Origin of the sequence: Chitinophaga sp. W3I9 (assembly GCF_050434025.1) — a bacterium.
GTDB lineage: Bacteria > Bacteroidota > Bacteroidia > Chitinophagales > Chitinophagaceae > Chitinophaga.
Genome location: NZ_JBNPWC010000001.1, coordinates 2,241,634 through 2,262,388, shown reverse-complemented (window position 1 = coordinate 2,262,388; position 20,755 = coordinate 2,241,634). Strand labels below are relative to the sequence as shown.

The 20,755-nt window shown below is 47.6% G+C and carries 19 protein-coding genes and 3 tRNA genes; 7 read left to right on the top strand and 15 right to left on the bottom strand.

The window, feature by feature from the left end; genetic code table 11:
* Positions 1-46 precede the first annotated feature (46 nt).
* Positions 47-1,324 (top strand): tRNA (N(6)-L-threonylcarbamoyladenosine(37)-C(2))-methylthiotransferase MtaB, encoded by a 1,278-nt coding sequence (mtaB, locus tag QFZ51_RS09585; protein ID WP_429045373.1) that lies wholly within the window; start codon positions 47-49, stop codon positions 1,322-1,324.
* Here the strand turns inward: mtaB and QFZ51_RS09580 are convergent.
* From QFZ51_RS09580 to QFZ51_RS09565, 4 genes are all read right to left on the bottom strand, one after another.
* Entirely contained in the window at positions 1,321-2,787 is a 1,467-nt protein-coding gene (locus QFZ51_RS09580; protein WP_429045371.1) for an MFS transporter, read from the bottom strand. The genes mtaB and QFZ51_RS09580 overlap by 4 nt on opposite strands.
* Positions 2,788-2,863: 76 nt before the next feature.
* On the bottom strand, positions 2,864-3,472 hold the full coding sequence (locus QFZ51_RS09575; protein WP_429045369.1) for a DinB family protein: 609 nt from the start codon (positions 3,470-3,472) through the stop codon (positions 2,864-2,866).
* Between the two features lie 39 nt (positions 3,473-3,511).
* Positions 3,512-4,150, bottom strand: a complete 639-nt coding sequence (aat, locus tag QFZ51_RS09570) for a leucyl/phenylalanyl-tRNA--protein transferase (protein ID WP_370909690.1) — start codon at positions 4,148-4,150, stop codon at positions 3,512-3,514.
* An 8-nt stretch (positions 4,151-4,158) separates the two neighbouring features.
* A complete protein-coding gene (locus QFZ51_RS09565) occupies positions 4,159-4,467 on the bottom strand; it encodes an ATP-dependent Clp protease adaptor ClpS (protein ID WP_079469023.1) in 309 nt (102 codons plus the stop codon).
* Positions 4,468-4,572: 105 nt separating this feature from the next.
* Here QFZ51_RS09565 and QFZ51_RS09560 point away from each other — a divergent pair, with 105 nt between their 5' ends.
* The gene (locus QFZ51_RS09560) at positions 4,573-6,717 is read left to right on the top strand and encodes a cation:proton antiporter (protein WP_429045366.1); all 2,145 of its coding nucleotides are present in this window, start codon (positions 4,573-4,575) and stop codon (positions 6,715-6,717) included.
* Positions 6,718-6,790: 73 nt separating this feature from the next.
* Here QFZ51_RS09560 and QFZ51_RS09555 read toward each other — a convergent pair.
* The 4 genes from QFZ51_RS09555 to QFZ51_RS09540 form a co-directional block, all read right to left on the bottom strand.
* Positions 6,791-6,865 (bottom strand) — tRNA-Val (locus tag QFZ51_RS09555).
* 29 nt (positions 6,866-6,894) lie between these two features.
* A tRNA-Val gene (locus QFZ51_RS09550) sits at positions 6,895-6,969 on the bottom strand.
* A gap of 39 nt (positions 6,970-7,008) precedes the next feature.
* Positions 7,009-7,083 (bottom strand) — tRNA-Val (locus QFZ51_RS09545).
* 333 nt (positions 7,084-7,416) lie between these two features.
* Positions 7,417-8,358, bottom strand: coding sequence for a hypothetical protein (locus tag QFZ51_RS09540; RefSeq protein ID WP_429045365.1), 942 nt, complete (start codon positions 8,356-8,358; stop codon positions 7,417-7,419).
* Positions 8,359-8,489: 131 nt separating this feature from the next.
* Here QFZ51_RS09540 and QFZ51_RS09535 point away from each other — a divergent pair, with 131 nt between their 5' ends.
* Genes QFZ51_RS09535 through QFZ51_RS09525 form a run of 3 tightly spaced genes read left to right on the top strand, consistent with a single transcriptional unit; the run spans position 8,490 to position 11,448 of the window.
* The gene (locus tag QFZ51_RS09535; protein WP_370909687.1) at positions 8,490-9,149 is read left to right on the top strand and encodes a metal-dependent transcriptional regulator; all 660 of its coding nucleotides are present in this window, start codon (positions 8,490-8,492) and stop codon (positions 9,147-9,149) included.
* A 16-nt stretch (positions 9,150-9,165) separates the two neighbouring features.
* Positions 9,166-11,046, top strand: coding sequence for an Nramp family divalent metal transporter (locus QFZ51_RS09530; RefSeq protein ID WP_429045363.1), 1,881 nt, complete (start codon positions 9,166-9,168; stop codon positions 11,044-11,046).
* Between the two features lie 12 nt (positions 11,047-11,058).
* Positions 11,059-11,448: a thioesterase family protein gene (locus QFZ51_RS09525; RefSeq protein ID WP_429045361.1), complete on the top strand. Its 390-nt coding sequence runs from the start codon at positions 11,059-11,061 to the stop codon at positions 11,446-11,448.
* Positions 11,449-11,475: 27 nt separating this feature from the next.
* Here the strand turns inward: QFZ51_RS09525 and QFZ51_RS09520 are convergent, their stop codons facing one another.
* From QFZ51_RS09520 to QFZ51_RS09495, 6 genes are all read right to left on the bottom strand, one after another.
* Positions 11,476-12,216, bottom strand: a complete 741-nt coding sequence (locus QFZ51_RS09520; protein ID WP_429045359.1) for a LytR/AlgR family response regulator transcription factor — start codon at positions 12,214-12,216, stop codon at positions 11,476-11,478.
* Complete coding sequence (locus QFZ51_RS09515; RefSeq protein ID WP_429045357.1) at positions 12,194-13,246, bottom strand: sensor histidine kinase; 1,053 nt, start codon at positions 13,244-13,246, stop codon at positions 12,194-12,196. The genes QFZ51_RS09520 and QFZ51_RS09515 overlap by 23 nt, the downstream gene beginning before the upstream one ends.
* A gap of 29 nt (positions 13,247-13,275) precedes the next feature.
* The gene (locus QFZ51_RS09510) at positions 13,276-13,629 is read right to left on the bottom strand and encodes a DUF4288 domain-containing protein (protein WP_079469030.1); all 354 of its coding nucleotides are present in this window, start codon (positions 13,627-13,629) and stop codon (positions 13,276-13,278) included.
* 63 nt (positions 13,630-13,692) lie between these two features.
* Positions 13,693-14,427, bottom strand: a complete 735-nt coding sequence (locus QFZ51_RS09505; protein ID WP_429045355.1) for a LiaF transmembrane domain-containing protein — start codon at positions 14,425-14,427, stop codon at positions 13,693-13,695.
* 117 nt (positions 14,428-14,544) lie between these two features.
* Positions 14,545-15,213 carry an FAD-binding oxidoreductase gene (locus QFZ51_RS09500; RefSeq protein ID WP_429045353.1) on the bottom strand — a complete coding sequence of 223 codons (669 nt, stop codon included), beginning with the start codon at positions 15,211-15,213 and terminating at the stop codon, positions 14,545-14,547.
* A 43-nt stretch (positions 15,214-15,256) separates the two neighbouring features.
* The gene (locus tag QFZ51_RS09495; RefSeq protein WP_429045352.1) at positions 15,257-15,862 is read right to left on the bottom strand and encodes an SGNH/GDSL hydrolase family protein; all 606 of its coding nucleotides are present in this window, start codon (positions 15,860-15,862) and stop codon (positions 15,257-15,259) included.
* A 188-nt stretch (positions 15,863-16,050) separates the two neighbouring features.
* Here QFZ51_RS09495 and icd point away from each other — a divergent pair, with 188 nt between their 5' ends.
* Together icd and QFZ51_RS09485 are read left to right on the top strand one after the other, a co-directional pair.
* Positions 16,051-17,322: an NADP-dependent isocitrate dehydrogenase gene (gene icd, locus QFZ51_RS09490; RefSeq protein ID WP_370909679.1), complete on the top strand. Its 1,272-nt coding sequence runs from the start codon at positions 16,051-16,053 to the stop codon at positions 17,320-17,322.
* Positions 17,323-17,702: 380 nt separating this feature from the next.
* Positions 17,703-18,932, top strand: coding sequence for an NADP-dependent isocitrate dehydrogenase (locus QFZ51_RS09485; protein WP_370909678.1), 1,230 nt, complete (start codon positions 17,703-17,705; stop codon positions 18,930-18,932).
* Between the two features lie 71 nt (positions 18,933-19,003).
* Here QFZ51_RS09485 and QFZ51_RS09480 read toward each other — a convergent pair whose 3' ends face one another.
* Positions 19,004-20,629, bottom strand: a complete 1,626-nt coding sequence (locus QFZ51_RS09480; protein ID WP_429045349.1) for a L,D-transpeptidase family protein — start codon at positions 20,627-20,629, stop codon at positions 19,004-19,006.
* Positions 20,630-20,755 lie beyond the last annotated feature (126 nt).

The following is a 20,755-nucleotide window of genomic DNA, read 5'->3' as shown; positions in this document are numbered from 1 at the left end:
CCTTACCTAACTATGACATAAAAAGTTCCTACCTTTGCCTCCCTTTATGGAACAGGTAAAAACAGTAGCATTTCATACTCTCGGCTGTAAGCTGAATTTCTCAGAAACCTCCTCAATAAGCAGGTTGCTGGAACAGGATGGGTTTGTAAAAACGGATTTTGACGGAACAGCGGATGTGTATGTAATCAACACCTGCTCTGTAACAGATAATGCTGATAAAGAGTGCCGTATGCTGGTGCGCCGCATACAGCGCCGCGCACCCGGCAGCATGGTAGTAATCACCGGCTGCTATGCCCAGCTGAAACCTGAGGAAATTGCTTCTATTGAAGGGGTGGACCTGGTACTCGGCGCCGCTGAAAAGTTCAACATCGCCGAACACCTGAAAACGCTCACCAAAGGCGACAGCGCTAAAATCTGCTCCTGCGATATTGAAGAGGTGAATAGTTTTCATGCTTCCTATTCTCTTAACGACCGTACCCGCACCTTCCTGAAAGTACAGGATGGCTGTGATTATACCTGTGCCTTTTGCACCATTCCAATGGCGCGGGGCAAAAGCCGCAGCGACAGTGTTGCCAATGTAGTAAAACATGCGCACGACCTGGCCGCTACCGGCGTAAAGGAAATTGTGCTCACGGGTGTAAACCTGGGTGATTTTGGAAAAGGCTTTGAAGGCGGCAAGAAAAGGGAAGAAACCTTTTTTGAACTGGCACAGGAGCTGGATAAAGTAGAAGGTATTTCCCGGTATCGCATTTCTTCTATAGAACCTAACCTGCTCACTAACGAGATCATTGAATTTGTGGCCAACAGCCGCAGGTTTATGCCTCATTTCCATATTCCACTGCAAAGCGGCAGTAATGAGATCCTTGGCCTGATGCGCCGCCGTTACCGCCGTGAGTTGTATGCAGAGAAAGTAGCGCTGATCAAACAATTTATGCCACATTGCGCCATCGGTGTAGATGTGATCGTAGGCTTCCCGTCTGAAAGCGATGCGCATTTCCGTGAAACGTACGACTTTCTGCATGAACTGGATGTATCTTATCTGCACGTATTTACCTACTCAGAACGCGCCAACACTGGTGCGCTGGATATTAAACCGGTAGTACCTGTGCATATCCGGAACGAACGCAATAAAATGCTGCGTAACCTCAGCCACAAAAAACAGCAATACTTTAATGAGCAACACCTGCATCAAACCAGGAAGGTGCTGTTTGAATCGCTGGGAAAAGATGGTATGATGGAAGGTTACACCGATAATTACATCAAAGTAACGACTCCTTTCCGCCAGGAATGGCACAATCAGCTGATCGACTGGGATCTGCGCTAACCGGATTTTCTGCGGAGTAAAAATCCGCGGAAATGGTCATGCCACGAAATCAGGTTGCCGATCAGGTAATAATCTTTCAGGTTATTTTTAATACTGCTGCGCATAATGCGTACGACTATACTTTTGCCCACTTCTCCCTTTTCCTGCACCAGCAGCAGCAGTTCCAGTGATATCAACGACAGGATGGCGCTAATGAGGAACAGGAAATTCCATTGATGCAGGGCCAGCAGGTGCAGCACCTTTGATTTGTGTGGACCCGTGAATGTTGCATCAATCTGTATATGTCTTGACTCAAAAAAGTCGGCCAGGATACCACCAACCAGCGGCGCCAGGGCGGAAAAAACGGCGGTAATGATGTTCCTGGCGGATAAGTATACCACCGCATCCTTTACCGGGGCCAGTTTAAGCCCGATATTGGTTAACGAGAGATTGATACCTGCATTGGCAATACCAGTGAAAATATGGATGAGCACCAGCAGGATTATATTAGCATACATCTCCGAATAAATTCCAACAAAACACCACCCGATCACGCAAAAAATATATAACGGACCGCTGATGGCCAGGATGGTTTTATTGCTGTACCTGTCTGCAAACACGCCCCACATCCGGAAAGTAAATACTCCTGTGAGCTGGCTTACCATCAGCAATATAGTGATAACAGACAGGGACAAATGCATCCCCTGCATCATGAATACCGTAAAAAAAGGTGTGGCAATATTCAGGGCAAACACCCAGGCTGAATTGAAAACGAGCAGCCGGAGAAAATTATTGTCGCGCAACGGGCGCAGCAATAATTTGAAAAAATTTTCCTTGTCCATATACGACTGTGGTTCCGGCGCTCCTGCCAATATAAAAGCCCCCGCGATGCCGGCAACACCGGCAGCAATAAACATACAGTAATAGGTAGTAAGTTCATATGCAGGGTAATGCCTGCGGATATAATCCACGCCAAAAGCGGCTGCCAGGCTCAGTACTACGTTTAGTCCCTGCGTATAGCTGCTTCGTTTGGCAAAATAGGTGCCCATGATCTGTTCCGGGATAAGGTCTTTTATCCAGGCGTTCCAGCTGGGACCGGCGATAGAGCCAAAGAAGTAGAAAAAGAAAAGAAAGAAGATGAGGAAATTGATATTGCCTGTTTGCGGGAACATCAGAGGAATAGCGCCTATCAGTAACAGCGGTATCCTTGCCAGCAGGGAACACAGCACTGTTACCATTCTCCGGTTGTTGGTGCGCCGCACCAGCCAAATGGATATTAATTGAAACACGTTGGTGAAAGTGGGTAAGGCAGACAACAATCCTATCTGCAGATTATTGGCGCCCATGAGCAGTGCCATTGCAATCAGGAAGGCGCCGCCGGTGAGTGTGATCATGGCTTCCGCCGCCAGCCCGTCGCCTATGATCAGCCTCATGCCAATTTTCCTTTCGGGTTCAGTAATGTCGGTGCGCGGTCTCAGATTCATACTTTTGTATTTCAGTATAAACAGATACATGTGCACCGGCAATGATTATACCATGCCAACAGCAGGGATGGCTATATTACTTCGGAAAACCGGGATCAGCTTTTACTTCTTCCAGCTGTTGTGTGTGCCGGTTAGTATGCGCCGCATCCAGCAATAGTAACTGGTAAGCATCTACTGGTCCCAGTGCCGGGTGATCCATAATATGATCCCGCAACGCATCTTTTGTGTTGGTGACATATTCAATCAGTTTATCCCGCTGGTCTGTAAAAGCTTTTATGGTTTCTGCATTAGAGGAATAAGTGTGTTTTGGAACACCATATTCGGGCGCCTTTACTTTATGGCTGCGGTCTTCCACATTCTTAATAATCTGTTCGTCGGTGGCTTTAATATCCTTTTTTCTTTCAGGATTGGCAGGTTGTTGTATGAGGTGTTGTTCCCCTTCCATAATTGCTTTTTCAATCAGGGTAATATGCTCCACGCACTCAATCACTGACCAGCGATCGGCGGCGGGCTTATATTCCAGCTGTGCATCGGTAAGTCCCTGCACATCTTTGAGGAGCTGTTCCTTTGTTTGTTGCAGTTGATTGAGCAGAAGGGACCTGTCTTCCCTGGCGCTGGTTACAGGCTGGAATGCGGTAACAGCAGAAAAGACTGCAATAGCAAACAGCAGCGATAGCTTTTTCATCGTGGATTACATTTAGGAGTTAAAAAGAAGATAGGTAAGTTACGAAAAACCAATGATCTCCAGAAATTCCTCGCGGGTAATAAAACCTGCGCCCAGCGAGGCCAGGTGGTCGGTATGCACCTGGCAGTCGATCATTTCCAGTTCGTGTGCATAAGTTTGCACAAAGGTGATAAAAGCTGCTTTGGAGGCGTTGCTCACAGTGGCAAACATCGACTCGCCAAAAAAGAAGGGACCTGTTTTAACACCATAAAGACCGCCCACCAGTTCGTCGTTTTGCCAGCACTCCACCGACATCGCGTAGCCGGCGTGGTGCAGCCGGATATAGGCTTCCTGCATTTCGGGCGTGATCCAGGTACCGGTTTGCCCCTCCCTGGGAATGCTGCTGCACCGGGCAATTACGCCTGCAAAATCTTCATTGAAGGTAATCCGGAACTGTTTTTTGCGCAGTACCTGTTTCATGCTGGCGGATACCTTTAATTCATCCGGAAATAATACGAAGCGGGGATCAGGGCTCCACCATTGGATAGGCGGTTCATCGTACCAGGGAAAGATCCCGGAACGGTAAGCGAGCAGCAATCTTTCTACCGACAGATCACCGCCCACGGCGAGTAGTCCGTCCGGCTCCGAAAGCTGAACAGGGGGGAAAATCAGTTGTTTGTTAAGACGGAAAACGGACATATCAGGAATCAGCTGCCTGCCATTTCTTCAATAGTAACGCTTAGTCCTCTCTCCTGCAGGGCTTCACACAGGGGACGCAGTTTCAGGTATTCTCCCTGTTTTACGGCATACTTTCCATTAAAATGAATGATCAGCGCGCACTGCTCTGCCTGTTCATGCGTGTGACCACATACCTCCATCAGTGAAGCAATGACCCAGTCGAATGTATTCACCTCATCATTCCAGACTACCAGGCTGAACGGAAACTGTTCATCTTCCGCCACCAGCACATCTACCTCTTCCTCCGGTAATCCTTTTGTACTTGTACGATCGCTCATCTTTAATAAAAGCTTTATGCAAAATTACATGGATTATTCGTTAATTTATCCATATTTAGCAGAGATCTGTTGATTTCAGGATACTTCCGAATTTAAAAAATGGTTATGATGAACGGACTGGTTTTATTGATGAATACAAATTTACCGCTGAAAGATCCGGTGCCTATCTTTTCGCTGGTGTTGTTTATAATATTGCTGGCGCCCATCCTGTTACGTAAACTGCGGATACCGAGTATCATAGGGCTGATTATTGCCGGTATGCTGATCGGCGATCATGGTTTTAAAATTATACAGAAAGACAGTATTGACCTCTTTGCCAAAGCCGGGCTATTGTATATTATGTTTCTCGCGGGGTTGGAGCTGGACATGACAGAATTCCGTAAGAACCGCTACCGCAGCATGGTTTTCGGCGCTTTTACCTTCTTTATTCCTCTTACAATGGGGTTTGTGGTATGCACCTATGTACTGCAATTTAACTTCATGGCTACCCTGCTGGTATCCAGCATGTTTGCTACTCATACGCTGGTGGCATATCCGCTGGCAAGCCGGCTGGGTATTACAAAAAACGAGGCCGTTACCGTAGCCGTGGGTGGTACCATTATCACCGACACTGCGGTGTTGCTGATACTGGCCGTGATCACCGGTGCGCAGGCCGGCAACCTGAATACTTATTTCTGGGTGCGGCTTGGCATTTCACTGGCCATTTTTGCCGCCATCATCCTCTGGCTGATGCCTATGCTTGGCCGGTGGTTTTTTAAAAAGATTAAAGACGATAAAACTTCACATTTCATTTTTGTGCTGGCGCTGGTATTTGCATCCGCATTCCTGGCCGAGCTGGCCGGCGTAGAAGGTATTATCGGCGCCTTCCTGGCGGGGCTTGCGCTTAACCAGCTGATCCCACATACTTCCCCGCTGATGAACCGGATTGAGTTTGTGGGCAACGCTATTTTCATCCCGTTTTTCCTCATCAGCGTAGGTATGCTGGTAGATTTGCGGGTATTACTGAAAGGCCCTGAAGCCCTGATCATTGCCGGCGCGCTTACCCTGATGGCGCTTAGCAGCAAATGGCTGGCCGCCTTGTTTACACAACTGGTTTTCAAGTACAGCGCCAACCAGCGCAAAGTGATCTTTGGACTCAGCAGCGCGCACGCCGCTGCTACCATTGCGGTAATACTGATTGGGTACAACATGCATATCGTAGATGAACATGTGCTGAATGGCACCGTGATACTCATTCTCATTACCTGCCTGGTGGGCTCTTTTGTAACCGAAAATGCCGGCCGCCGGCTGGCCATACAGGAAGCTGAAGGCAAACCGGAAGTGGACGATCAGCCAGAGCGCATACTGGTGCCGGTTTCCAACCCCGACCGTATTGAGGCCCTGCTTGACTTTGCAGTAATGATCAAAGACAGTAACGCCCCTACTCCTATTTACCCGTTGGCGGTAGTTCAGGATAATGAAGAGGCGAAAGAGAAGATCCATCTCACCAACAAGATGCTGGAAAAAGCGGTGATACATGCCGCTGCCACGGAAAGTGACGTGCAGGTGGTGACCCGCATAGACCTCAACGTTTCCGATGGCATTACGCGTGCCACTAAGGAACTGCTGATCAGCGATGTGATATTGGGCTGGACGGATAAAACAAGTACCACCGACCGTTGGCTGGGCAACATCTTTGGTACCACCCTCGATAACGTGTTACAGCGGGTATGGGAAACCGTGTATGTGTGCAACTTCCACTCACCGCTGAATACCACCAAAAAAATGGTGCTGGTGATGCCGCCCAACGCTGAATACGAGCTGGGCTTCCTGCATTACATGCAGAAAATGTTTATGCTGGCCAAACAGGCAGGCGCCAGGTTGCTGGTTTTCTGTAATGAAAAAACACAAACGATCACCACCGCTTTTGCAGAGCAAACGAAGATGAGCGTGGACCTGGGTTTCCGCCAGTTTGATACCATCGAGGACTTTCTGGTTCTTTCCAGGGAAATTACCCGGGACGACCTGGTAGTGGTGGTTACCGCGCGTAAAAGCACGCTCTCCTATCATGCATATATGGATGGTATTCCTGCTAAATTAGAGCGGCATTTTAAGGACAATAATGTAATCCTGCTGTACCCGGAGCAAAGAGAGTTTGATTCACTGGAAGCGGGCCTTCAATCGGAAGATCTGACGCTGGCGCCTATACAGGAACAAATTGCCAACCTGAATAAACTGGGTAAAGCGGTAAAACGGATATTTAAGAAATAACTATTACAGTCCTTAGTGGCTAAACGCAAAAAGGTCCCGCATTGCTGCAGGACCTTTTTATTTGTGTGTAGTGTGGGAGCTACTGGATTCGAACCAGTGACCCTCTGCTTGTAAGGCAGATGCTCTGAACCAGCTGAGCTAAGCTCCCGTAAAGATCTTTTGGAGGTAGGTGTAGTGTGGGAGCTACTGGATTCGAACCAGTGACCCTCTGCTTGTAAGGCAGATGCTCTGAACCAGCTGAGCTAAGCTCCCTCTTTAAGATCTTTGGAAATATGTCAAATTACTATTGTGTGGGAGCTACTGGATTCGAACCAGTGACCCTCTGCTTGTAAGGCAGATGCTCTGAACCAGCTGAGCTAAGCTCCCTCTTTTGTTTCTTTCCTATCGTCCCTTTCGTTCGATTGGATCGCAAAGGTATAAACTATTTTTATTCTACCAAATATTTTTTAAAAAAACGCGGGGATCGCCTTCGGCGATTTTAAATTGTCTTGGGCACTGATTACGCCGATTATACTGATTTGCTTGATTTTTGTTCATTGGATTTTTTGGATTTTTTTAAAAGATTCCTAAAAAGATTTGGGAAGATACAAGCAAATCTATTCGCTTATATCTTCCCAAATCTTTTTAAAAATCCTTTATAAAATCAAAAAAGTAAAATCAAACGAATCAGTATAATCAGCGAGAAAGACAACATCCGCGTTATTTCTTTTTCTTCTTCTCCGCCTTCTTCGCGAAGCCGCCTTCAAAGAAGCATTTGATGCCGCGATAAGCGCCGCAGCCGCCTATTTCGCGGATATTCACCCGGTTGCCGGTGAACTGGAAGGCGATACCACAGGAAGATTCCTTGTCTTTGTATTCGCCCCGGTTGCCACCAATATAATGTCCCCGGCCGCTCAGTTCTCCCTTGCAGTTACCGTTATCTTTTGAGAAGGTGATGAAGAACTGGAAGGATTTTGGATCATCACCATCCCTGATGGATACAATGCTCATGTCGCCGGCTGTATAATCGCCGGAAAATTTGTGTTTGCGGGGTAATGTATCAATCGGGTTGAAGATCTGGCCGGCGTTCGTAGGTCCGTTGGAGTTAGTCATGATAAGTGTTACCGATCCATCAGGATTCACCATGTAAAAATCTTCTTTCAATGCGCTCCGGCTGCCCGACAATTTTGTTTCGCTGCTGATCTTCACTACATTTTTACTGTCTATCAGCAGGGAGGTAACCGTACCGTCCGCACTACCTGTGTTGGCTACACGGATCCGGTTGAGATACTTGCCTTTTTTATCCAGGAAGCAGAGATAACCTACCGATTGTGACCTGCCGGCAGCTTTTATAGTCATATAGTTCACAGTGTTGCCGGGAATCCGCTGCAGCGGGAAATATTTCACCGGTTCGTTTTTACCGAAATCACCTTTCGTCAGCGTATCTGTTAAAAACCGCATGGCGGCTGTATCCAGTCGCAGTGAATCCGGTTGTTTCAGTTGGAGCGTATCCGGTGTAAGCCGGTATGGCAGGGTACCAGGTGTAAACAATGCCTGGAAGTCTTCAAATGTCATGGGCTCAGTGCCGCTGCCTGATTTCTTCTTCGATTTGCAGGCCGCTAAAACTCCGATTGCCAGTAATAATAAAAGGAAACGCTTCATTAGAAAAGTTAATTCTGGGCGAAAAGTTAGATATAATTTTTATATGTGCGCGTTAAAAATCAAAAAACATACCGGATAGAGAAATGTTCAGAATTATTATTTAGATTTGTCTAAATAATATTTTAGATAGCATGAATTTATCTATCGCAGAGGAAAACCATATTAAGTCGATATATAAGCTGCAGGAAGGCGACGCTGTTGTAACCACCAACGCGCTGGCTTATGAACTGGAAACCAAGCCTGCATCGGTAACAGACATGGCCAAGAAGCTGAAAGAGAAAAAGCTGATTGAATATGAAAAGTACAAAGGCATCACGCTGTCGGCAGACGGCAGGAAAGCAGCCCTGCAAATTGTGCGGCGACACCGCCTGTGGGAGTGTTTCCTGGTAGATAAGCTCTCCTTCAGCTGGGAAGAAGTGCATGAGCTGGCGGAAGAACTGGAACATGTGCGCAGTGAAAAGCTCACCAACCGGCTCAGCGAATTCCTGGGCAATCCCGTGATAGACCCGCACGGCGACCCGATTCCCGACGCCAATGGCAAACTGGCAAAACCTCGCCCCCAAACTTCGCTGGATCAGGCCAACGCCAAACGGCTGGTGGTAACAGCCGTATCAGATCAATCTACCGCGCTGCTGGCCTTTCTCAACGCCAAAGGGATTAAGCTGGGTACTCAGCTGGAAATAGTGGCGCATTACGAGTACGACAATTCTATTGAAATAAAAGTAAAAGGACAACCGGCCATCACCATCAGTGAACAGGTTGCAAAAAACATTATGGTCAGACCCGTTTAATTATCAGCAATATACTATGAGCATCGAGCATACACATTCATCAGCATCGTTAAGTGAGGTACATCAGAGTGTAGAAACGAGTGGAAAATCCAGGTGGAAAAAGATCTTCGCCTTCTTCGGCCCCGCCTATCTCGTAAGCGTTGGTTATATGGACCCTGGCAACTGGGCCACCGATCTGGCCGGCGGCAGCCAATACGGCTACAAATTATTGTGGGTATTACTCATGAGTAACCTCATGGCCCTGCTGCTGCAAAGCCTGAGTGCCCGGCTGGGCATTGTGCGCGGCCGCGACCTGGCACAGGCTAACCGGGAAACCTATCCGCCGGTAGTGAATTTCATCTTATATGTGCTGGCGGAAATCGCCATAGCAGCTACCGACCTGGCAGAAGTACTGGGGATGGCCATTGGTATTCAACTGCTGACGGGGCTGCCACTTGTATGGGGCGTAAGCTTAACCGTACTCGACACTTTTCTGCTCCTCATATTGCAACGTTATGGCATCCGCAAAATGGAAGGATTTATTATCAGTCTCGTTGCCATTGTGGGCGCTTCTTTCCTCGTGGAGCTGATCCTCGTGAAGCCGCAAATGCATGAAGTAATACGGGGCTTTATCCCCGGCATCCCCGATAACACCGCGTTGTATATTGCCATCGGTATTATCGGCGCCACCGTAATGCCGCACAACTTGTACCTCCATTCGGCACTGGTACAAACACGGAAAATAAAAAGGGATGATGCGGGTATCAGGCAGGCCATTAAAATGAACTTTATCGACAGCACCATTGCACTGAACCTGGCGTTCCTGGTAAATGCTGCTATCCTGATCCTTGCTGCCGCCGTATTTTTCAAAAGTGGCAGAACAGATGTGGCGGAGATCCAGGATGCACACCGCCTGCTGGATCAGCTGCTGGGAAGCAAACTGGCTCCCATCCTGTTTGCCGTGGCATTGATTGCGGCCGGTCAGAGTTCCACAGTAACCGGCACCCTGGCCGGGCAAATTGTAATGGAAGGCTATCTTCGCCTGCGTATCAACCCCTGGCTGCGGCGATTGATCACCCGGCTGCTGGCCATCATCCCTGCCCTGCTGGTAATCCTTATTGCCGGCGACGAAGAAGTAGGTGCGCTCCTGGTGTTCAGCCAGGTATTGCTCAGCCTGCAACTGGGCTTTGCCATCATCCCCCTTATCCATTTTGTAAGCGATAAAAAAACGATGGGCACGTTTGCCATTAAACCTGTTACCAAAATTTTCAGCTGGCTGGTCACCAGTTTATTGGTGTACCTTAATATGCGGATGGTATTATCAGAAGCCTTTGATTATATGTCTGGTACCGGGAATATTTTTGTAGACGGATTAATTATGGCCGGCTGCCTCGGCTTCGTGGTGTTGCTACTTATCACCATTGTATACCCGCTGCGCCGCCGTTACCGCGAAGATGCTGCGGCAGGCATCCATACTACCCAGGTTACACTGGGAGAAATGGAAAAGCCCACCTATCAGTGTATTGCCATGGCCCTCGATTTTTCGCAACGCGATAAAGATATTGTAACCAACGCTATCGCTCACGGTAACGAACACACGCAATATATCCTCATTCATATCGTGGAAAGCGCTTCCGCCAAATACTTTGGAAAAGAGTCGGACGACCTGGAAACACGCCGCGACCAGGAACAGCTGGACACCTACATTGCGCTGCTGAAAAGCCGCAACATCAGCGCCAGAGGCGTGCTCGGCTTCCGCAGGCGCGCACGTGAAATTGCCCGCATCGTACACGAAGAAAAAGCAGACTTCCTGGTATTGGGCGGCCACGGCCACAGGGGCTTTAAAGACTGGCTGTATGGTGAAACAGCTAACCAGGTAAGACACCAGGTAAAGATCCCGGTACTGGTAGTGCAATAAAATTTAAAAAGTATGCTTCCGTTATTCAAACCCGGTGATACCAAACATTTCAGCCGCACCGTGCGGCAGGAAGACTGTGCCTCTTTTGACAGCGGCCATGTTCATCCCGTATACGCCACCTTCGCACTGGCGCGGGATGCAGAATGGTGTTGCCGCCTGTTTGTGATGGAAATGAAGGAAGCACAAGAAGAAGGCATTGGCACCCGCCTTACCGTGGAACACTTCTCCCCCGCTTTAGCCGGCAGCCAGGTGGACTTCACCGCAGTGATCACCGGAATACAACACCACGAAATCACCTGCAGCTACGAGGCCGTTTGCAATGGCCGCGTGATTGCTACAGGCATACAGGTGCAGAAAATTCTTCCCAAAGCAAAGCTGGATCGGTTGTTTGCTGGATTGTAGCGAGTTTTGTCTTTCTCGCTGATTACGCTACAATCCCAGCGCCGCCTTCAGTCGCGGGTAACCGGTTTTGCTCACCAATACCCTCGCGCCACTGCGGAGAATGGCCAGGTGGTTTTCTTTTTCGTAGGGGTCTATACGGGTTACCTGGTTTACGTTGAGTATGTAAGAGCGGTGTACCCGTGTGAATTGTTGCGGGTCCAGCATTTTTTCGAAGAACGACATGGTTTTATTTTTCAGGAAGCTGCCTTCCTGAGTTACTATTTTTACGTAGTCGTCTGCTGCTTCCAGGTAGTGGATATCCTGTACCGGGATAATTTTAATTTTACCGTTAATCTTTATTACCACGCGGTTGCTTTGCAAAGGGGTGGTGGCGGCGGTTTCCAGCAGGGCTTCTGTGTTGGTGGCGGCGGGTGTTTGAAAATGATCCAGCCATTTTTGTACGGCCTTATCAAAGCGATCGCTGGAAAAAGGTTTCAGCAGATAGTCGACCGCATGTACTTCAAAGGCCCTGATGGCATGTTCTTCAAAGGCCGTGGTAAAGATCACTGCGGGCATATTTTCCACGAGTTCCAGCATTTCAAAACCGGTGATCTTTGGCATCTGTATATCCAGGAAGATGATATCCGGCTGATGCTGTTGTATGGCCTTTAGTCCTTCAAACCCATCATTGCATTCCTGCACCACTTCTATTTGCGGGAAGCTTAACAGGTATTCCTTCACCACTTCACGGGCCAATGGTTCATCATCAATTAATACTGCTTTTATCATGCGATTGTGGTACTTTAATAATGGTAGTAAAAATATTGTCAATGGCGGTGGTTTCCAGCAGGTCTTGCCGTGCAAACAGCAGGTACAGCCTGCGTTGTATGGAAGTTAAGCCGAAACCGGTTCCTTTGTTTGGCTGTTGCAGTTCGTTGTCGAACGGATTTTGTATGGCGATATACAACATGTTATCCTGCAACCATGACCTTATGCTGATGGTGATATCACCGGTGGTATCGTATAGTCCGAATTTAATTGCATTTTCTACTACGGGCTGCAGCAGCATTGGCGGCATCATCATTTTATCCGCTTCTTCGTAAGGGATAACGTTGGTGGTTAAACGATGCCCGAAACGCACTTTCTCTATATCCAGGTACAGCTGCAAATAGTTTAGTTCGTCGGCTAGTGTGATCCATTGATCATCCTCGCGCTTCAATGACCCTCTTAAAAAATCGGAGAGCTTCAATACCATCTCGCGAGCTTCTTTTGGCCGCAGCATGATGAGTGCGTTGATGGAGTTGAGGCTGTTAAACAGGAAATGCGGCTGCAGTTGCTGCCGCAGTTTAAAGAGCTCTGCTTCTCTCACTATCTTTTCCGTAGCTTCCTGGCGCTGGCGGTATTCCTGTTGTTCTTCCGCATCGTACCACATCTGGCTTCTGAAGCCGATACCTGCAATCAGCATGCACCCTACGATGGCGTGAACGGGGATGGCGTTGTTCAGCCAATTGAGATACAGCGGATCAGCGGGAAATGCGGATACCAGTATCCAGCGGCTCAGGCATACCCACAAAACAGACAGGGCAAAGCTTACTATGGCTACGTAGCCAAACTTCATGGTGCCGTCTGCCGGGCGGTAGTAAGCCACGTTATGGCTTATTACAATACCGGCGGCCCCCAGGAGTATAACGTGCACTGCACTGTCTGTGGCCGATAGCCAAATGGGAAGGTCGAACCAGTACCACAGCAGCCCGCCATAAAGGAACATCCAGATGGCGAAGGATGCGAGGAAAGCCCACCAGGCGTTACCTTTAATCATTTGTTTTACCAAAGAAGGTGATTTATCAGTTATACGTTAAGCTCAAAGTATTGTTGTCCCTGTAACTGGGCAGATTTCATCTGCAACCAGGCGATGTAGGAATTGGGGTCTCCCGGTTCTTCAATGCGGGAGTACAGTTCCATGCCGTCTGTCAGCTGATCCAGGGTATATACTTCCGGTACGTTGATGAACTTCCATTGTACCAGTTCCTGTTGTTGATTTTTAAAAGCATATTGTTCCTGCATACCAATTTCGCGGGCTTTATCGCAGGCGTCTTTCTTGGTAACAGCGCTGATTAATCTTAATTGTTCATCAAATTGCGGGGTATGATTGCCTTCACCGCAGATGATCTGGTATACAACTTTCGCAACAAACCAATGCATAAAATTAAAATTTAAAAGTTGGAGAAGATAGAATACAGGTTGAGAGATATGGATGTTTTATGATCAGTAACTTTTTATTTCTACACCACCGAATACGCAGGATCCTTTCAGGACCAGCAGTTTCTCAATGGATCCGTTAGACATCATGCCGGTGTGACGTTTGTCTTCCACCCCGCCGAGCACAACATCAATATCCACCTGAACTTTCCAGTGGGCCGGTACAATGATTTCACAACCACCGAAAATGGCTGAAACATCCATCACAGCGGTGCCATTGACATCTGCATTCATGAAGTTGATAACGGCGCCTCCAAAGACAGCGCTTACATCGCCTCCTTTAAAGTTTTTAGACATCACCATTTTATTCACACTGCCAAAGATAGCGTTGGCACTCAGCGTATCCTCGCCACTGGCAAATTCCTGGCTGGAGCCGAAGGCGTGTTTTTTGAATGTCCAGTCCGTACCGTGATAACTCTTTTTAAAGATCAGCACCACACCTACCAGGATCAGCAATACCGGCCATATAAACTGGGCGGTGGCGTATGGCAGCTCGAGTATTTCGTTTGCCATGAAAATTCCGCCTACCAGGACCATCACAATCCATCCCCCGAACCTGAATTTATGTTTTGCCCCTACAACGATACCGATAGCGATCAGGATCATTTGCCAGGAGAACAGCCAGTGGGGCAGATTAAGATCCAGGCGTTGCAATAACAGGCAGGCACCAACGATGATGAAAACTGCACCGCCTATAAAGCGGCCTTTTCTTTTTGATGCTTCGATATCCTCGTTTTTCATTTGTTTTACTATTTATGATACAAATGTAGAACGGCGCACTGTTATTGGAAACAGGGTTTAGGCTAATAAAGTACCCTTACCGGTAAAAAGCAGGAAATCGCCGGTGAAAACGGCGGGCTATATTTCTACCGTTACCAGGGCATCGTTTCCGGCCAGTTTTACCAGGATGGCTTTCAACTGCTGTACCATAGGATCGGGGCCACAGATATAGAAATGCTGGTTGAAATCACTGATCTTCTCTTTCAGGTAGCTTTCATCGATGGTGTGGTGGTCGTAGCCCGGCACTTCCTGTGCTGTCAGCGTATTAATAAAGCGGTTGCTCAGCATGGCTTCAAATTCATCTTTCAGAATAATATCCGACAGGGTTTTATTAGAGCAGATCAGCTGGTTGCTGCCCAGTTGGCCTTTGTGCTGCAGGTCACGCAGGATGGCGATGAAAGGGGTAACGCCTGCGCCGCCGGCGATGAAGGTGCCTTCTCCTTTATACTGAATGGTCCCCCATACATCGTGCAGGATAAGTTGATCGCCGGCTTTCAGGTGTCCGAGTTCGCGGGTAACGCTGTTATGGTCGTCGTAGCTCTTGATCGTGAATTCCAGGTGATCCCATTCGGTGAGACTGGTAAAGGTAAAGGGGCGTCTTTCTTCTTCCCATCCGGGTTTATTAACGGCTACTTCTGTAGCCTGACCGGGTACAAAGGTATATCCGGCGGGCTTTTCCACGGTGAATTGACGGACGTTGTGTGTTACGGGGGTAACGGCCAGGATTTTTACAATATGGCTTTCCATTGGTTCAGGTTTTCTTTAAGATGAATGTAGGATATTTTTTTTCTCAGTGCAACGCTTGTAGCAACAAAGGCAGCAGGGCTTTGGCCCAGCGGCTGTAGTCCTTTCCGGAAGGGTGCAATCCGTCGCCTGCCAGCAGTTCGGGATCCTGAGCGGCTTCCCTGGTAAAGTGCGTGATATCCAGGTAAGGCACCAGCCACTCTTCCGCAATGGCTTTATTGACCGCGTTATACGCATCAATTTCCCGGCGGATCAGTTCCCGGTCGCGGCCGGTGGCAAATGGCGTTACGCCCCAGTCGGGAATAGACAGCACTACCACATGTGAAGGATTGTTGCCGGCAAAAACGATGGCCTTTTGCAAAAGGGCGGTAAATGCTGTTTCATACTCTTCCACGGAACGGCCACGGTATTGGTTATTTACACCTATCAACAGTGTTACTATATCGTAGGTTTTACTTATATGTGCTGCGGCAATGCCGGCTTCCAGTTCGTCGGTGGTCCACCCGGTGGTGGCGATGATCTGCGGATCTGATACGTCAAAGCCTTGTTCCCGCAACAAAGCGGCCGCCTGCACAGGAAAACGTTCGGAGGGGGAAACTTGTTCACCTATAGTATAACTATCGCCGAGGGCGAGGTACGTAACAGGAATCATGATGGTATGTAAGATTTTGTTGCTGCGAAAAATGACCAGCAAAATAACATTAATCCTAACATAAGCAAAAAGTTATATGTAGGTGTTAAATTTGGGGAATAAAGGGTAAATGTTCCCCCTGCGTAAACGGAAAAGCCTTACCTTTGCCCGCGATTACAACAATTACGTAACGCATAAGAAACCGTTTTATGCCGGCAGAAAAAATATCGATGAACAATGGCCTGTTACAGGTCCCTGCACACCCCATCATTCCATTTATAGAAGGCGACGGAATAGGTCCGGACATCTGGAGAGCCAGTGTACGTGTATTCGACGCAGCTGTAGAAAAGGCTTATGGCGGTGACAGGAAAATTGAATGGAAAGAAGTACTGGCAGGTGAGAAAGCCTTCCAGCAAACAGGTGAATGGCTGCCAAAGGCTACACTGGATGCGCTGAAAGAATACCTGGTATCTATCAAAGGTCCCCTGTCTACTCCCGTTGGCGGTGGCATCCGCTCCCTGAACGTTGCCATGCGCCAGGAGCTCGACCTCTACGCCTGTGTAAGGCCTGTACGCTGGTTCAACAAAGTACCTTCCCCGGTGAAACACCCGGAGAAAGTGGACATGGTGATTTTCCGCGAAAATACGGAAGACATCTATGCCGGCATTGAATATATGACGGGTACGCCTGAAGCAAAGAAACTGCTCGATTTCCTGCAAAATGAAATGGGCGTTAAAAAGATCCGGTTCCCGGAAACCTCTTCCCTGGGTATTAAACCGGTATCTATTGAAGGTACGGAAAGACTGGTACGCGCCGCTATCAGCTATGCGCTGGAGCACAAACGTCCGTCGCTCACCCTGGTGCACAAAGGCAACATCATGAAATTCACCGAAGGTGGTTTCAAAAACTGGGGCTATGCACTGGCAGAAAGAGAATTCGGTGATAAAGTATATACCTGGGAACATTGGGAAAAAACCAAGAAAGACCTTGGCGAAGAAGAAGCCAACAAAGAACTGAAAGTAGCCCTGGCAAAAGGAAAGCTGCTGATCAAGGATGTAATTGCGGATAACTTCCTGCAACAGATCCTGCTGGCACCACAGGATTATTCTGTAGTAGCCACACTGAACCTGAACGGCGACTACATTTCTGATGCACTGGCCGCTGCGGTAGGCGGTATTGGTATTGCCCCAGGCGCCAACATCAACTACCTGACCGGCTATGCTGTATTTGAAGCCACACACGGTACTGCACCCCGCTTCGCCAACACCAACACCATGAACCCATCCTCCGTGATCCTGAGCGGCGTAATGATGCTGGAATACATGGGCTGGAAAGAAGCGGCTGAAATCATTGTTCACGGCCTCAGCACCGCCATCATGCGCAAACGTGTTACCATCGACTTCTACAACCTGATGGACGATGCCACCCTGGTGAAAACCAGCGAATTTGCGGATGAAGTGATCAAGCAGATGCTGCATTAAGCGCGAATTTTGTCTTTCGCGAATTTTGTCTTTCCCGCTGATTACGCTGATTTTACTGATTTAGGGATTTGATCATTTTAGATTTAAAATGATTTGAGGAGATATCAGCGAGTGGATTTAAAATAATTCCGAGAAAATATAAGTGATATTTTTTTTGGGGAGATGTAAACGGATATATCCGCTTATATCTCCCCAAATCATTTTAAATCTAAAATGATCAAATCCGGGTAATCAGTAAGATCAGCGTAATCCTGAAAAAGACAAAATTCGCGAAATTTTGTTTTTTTCACAGCTATTCGTATTTTTCGTGATTATCCCAATTGGGACTCGCTTGAATAATTGTTGTGAAATGCTTTTAATTTAATTTTAAAAAACCCGAAATGGCAGAAAAAATTAAAGTTGCTAATCCGGTAGTTGAACTGGATGGTGATGAAATGACACGAATCATCTGGAAATTCATCAAGGATAAACTGATACTTCCATACCTGGATGTTGAAATTAAATATTACGACCTTGGCATGGAGCACCGCGATGCTACCAACGACCAGGTTACCATTGATGCCGCCAATGCTATCAGGGAAGTAGGCGTAGGTATCAAATGCGCTACCATTACGCCCGATGAAGATCGCGTAAAGGAGTTCAACCTGAAGCAGATGTGGAAGTCCCCCAACGGCACCATCCGTAATATCCTGGATGGCACTGTATTCCGTGAACCAATTGTAATGAGCAATGTTCCCCGCCTGGTGCCTAACTGGACTGCCCCGATCTGTATTGGTCGTCATGCTTTCGGTGATCAGTACCGCGCTACCGATTTCGTTACAAAAGGAAAGGGTAAACTTACTATTAAGTTTGAAGGCGAAAATGGCGAAGTGATCGAACACGAAGTATACAACTTCAAAGGCGATGGCGTTGCATTAGCCATGTATAACACCGACGAATCTATCAAAGGCTTTGCCCGTGCATGTTTCAACCAGGCACTGATGAAAAAATGGCCTTTATACCTGAGCACCAAGAACACCATCCTGAAAAAATATGATGGCCGTTTCAAAGATATCTTCGAAGAAATCTATCAACAGGAGTTTAAAGCTGAATTCCAGGCAAACGGCTTAACTTATGAACATCGTTTAATCGATGACATGGTGGCCAGCGCACTGAAATGGCATGGTAACTTTGTATGGGCCTGTAAAAACTACGATGGCGACGTACAGTCTGATACCGTTGCACAAGGCTTTGGCTCTCTCGGCCTGATGACTTCTACCCTCATTACCCCCGATGGTAAAACAATGGAAGCAGAAGCCGCACATGGTACTGTAACCCGTCACTACCGCGATCACCAGGCAGGTAAACCTACCTCCACCAATCCCATCGCTTCCATCTTTGCATGGACCCGCGGTCTGGAATTCCGTGGTAAACTGGACAACAACGAGCAACTGATCAAATTCTGCCAGGCACTGGAACAGGTTTGTATTGAAACCGTTGAAAGTGGTAAAATGACCAAAGATCTGGCTGTTTGTATCCACGGTAACAAAGTAGAACATGGTAAACACTACCTGTATACAGAAGAATTCCTGGAAGCACTGGATACTGCGCTGAAAGCGAAACTGGCGTAAGTTCATAAAGACAATAAAAAAAGCAGCGGATAAAGTATCCGCTGCTTTTTTATTTTAACCAGATGGGTTGCTTACAACTTCATCCTCTTTCTTAATATTTTATCTTCTCCATAAATATCATCGTAAAAAACAAGATTACCATTTTGTCCTTCTGCAGTAAAATACCGCAGGTAAATAGGAATATGTTTAGGCAGATCTACCTGTTTCTTTTCCTCCCTCGCCAGCCATACGCGAACACTGTCTCCAACATGCCGTAAGCTATCCGCCCGCACCAGGTACTGCGCCAGGCTATCCCATTGCTGCACCCGCACACAACCATGACTCATGGCGCGCATGGAATTTTTAAACAGTCCGCGGTTATTGGTATCATGCAGGTATACGCTGTACTTATTCCTGAAGTTAAATTTCATGATGCCCAGTGAATTATCTATTCCATCCATCTGGCGTAACACATAAGGAAAATGCCCTTTACCGAGTTTCGACCAGTCGATGGTATAAGGATCTACTGTATTGCCATCTCTATCTATTACTTCCAGGTTCTTAGCCGCAAGATAGCCGACATTCTTTTTAATAGCCGGCAGCATTTCCTTAAATACAATACTGTAAGGTACCCGCCAGTAAGGGAACATCATGAAGTTGGTCATATAGGAATTGAGCAACGGCGTGCGGGTACGGGGTGTACCCACAATTACGCGCGATTCCAGCACCACTTCTCCGCTATCCACTACCTTCAGATTGTAGCCGGGCAAGTTTACCATGATATACCGGGACGGCAATGTATCCGGCAGCTTACGCCATCGGTCGAGGTTTACAGCGGCCTGCATGATCCAGTCGTGCATAGAGCGGTTCATTGCCATCACTGTTCTCTTTCCTGCTACGCCATCGGCATAAATATTAAATTCTTTCTGGAAAGTTTTTACACCGGTTTTCAGTAAGGCTGAATCCAGCTCCCGGCCCGTGGTATCGAGATGGCCGCTTTGTACCAGCCGGTTGATCACCAGTTGCCGGAATCCAAGCGTGTCGGTATAATTGAGCGGTAAGGTATCCCAGTGATAGTTTTCGTATTTGGCTTTGAAAGACTGGATCCCTTCTTTCAGGGCGATATACCCTTCATGCGTAGGCTCCAGTGAATGCAGGATGTTTGCTACATTTTTTTCGTTCAATGCCTGCCGCAATTGTGTGATCAGTTGTTCGTCGGTAAACGCTGAATCCTTTTTAAGAGTGATGCTGTCACGCGGAGCAACGCCGTAGCGGAGATCGGACGCCATTTTCATGAAGGCGTCTGTCATCAGCACATCGACTTTTGCCCACAGGGCGGCATCTTTTTTTGCGGTAGCATCGTTGGTAATCTGTTCCCAGGCAGCTGTTAGCGCGGGCTCATGATATTGCGCAGGCAACAGCCCCACGTCTTCCGCGTGCTGGATCATATACAGCATGGAATCGGCTGCGGGATTGGTAATCCCGTTCTTTGACCATTGGCTGGACGGTTTATCGGCTCCGTAAAAATCCTGTATAGCTGAAGCACGGAAAGATTGCAAACTGTCTTCCAGTTCGCCATCATTATCTTTCAGGGCCGACAATCGTTCGGTGATACTCTCCGTGATCACTTCATCCAATTGTTTGATGTTTGCTACAATCTGTTTTTGTTTGGGGGCGGTATGCTTTTTTTTATTTACACAGGCTAACAACAAGCACATTCCAGATCCGCATAACAAACTGATAATAAAAATTTTGTTCTTCATCTGCAGTAAATCGCTATGGTAAAGATAGGAATTTACAAATACTGTGCTGAAAATTTTTGGAGAACGGGAAATGGAAGCGGT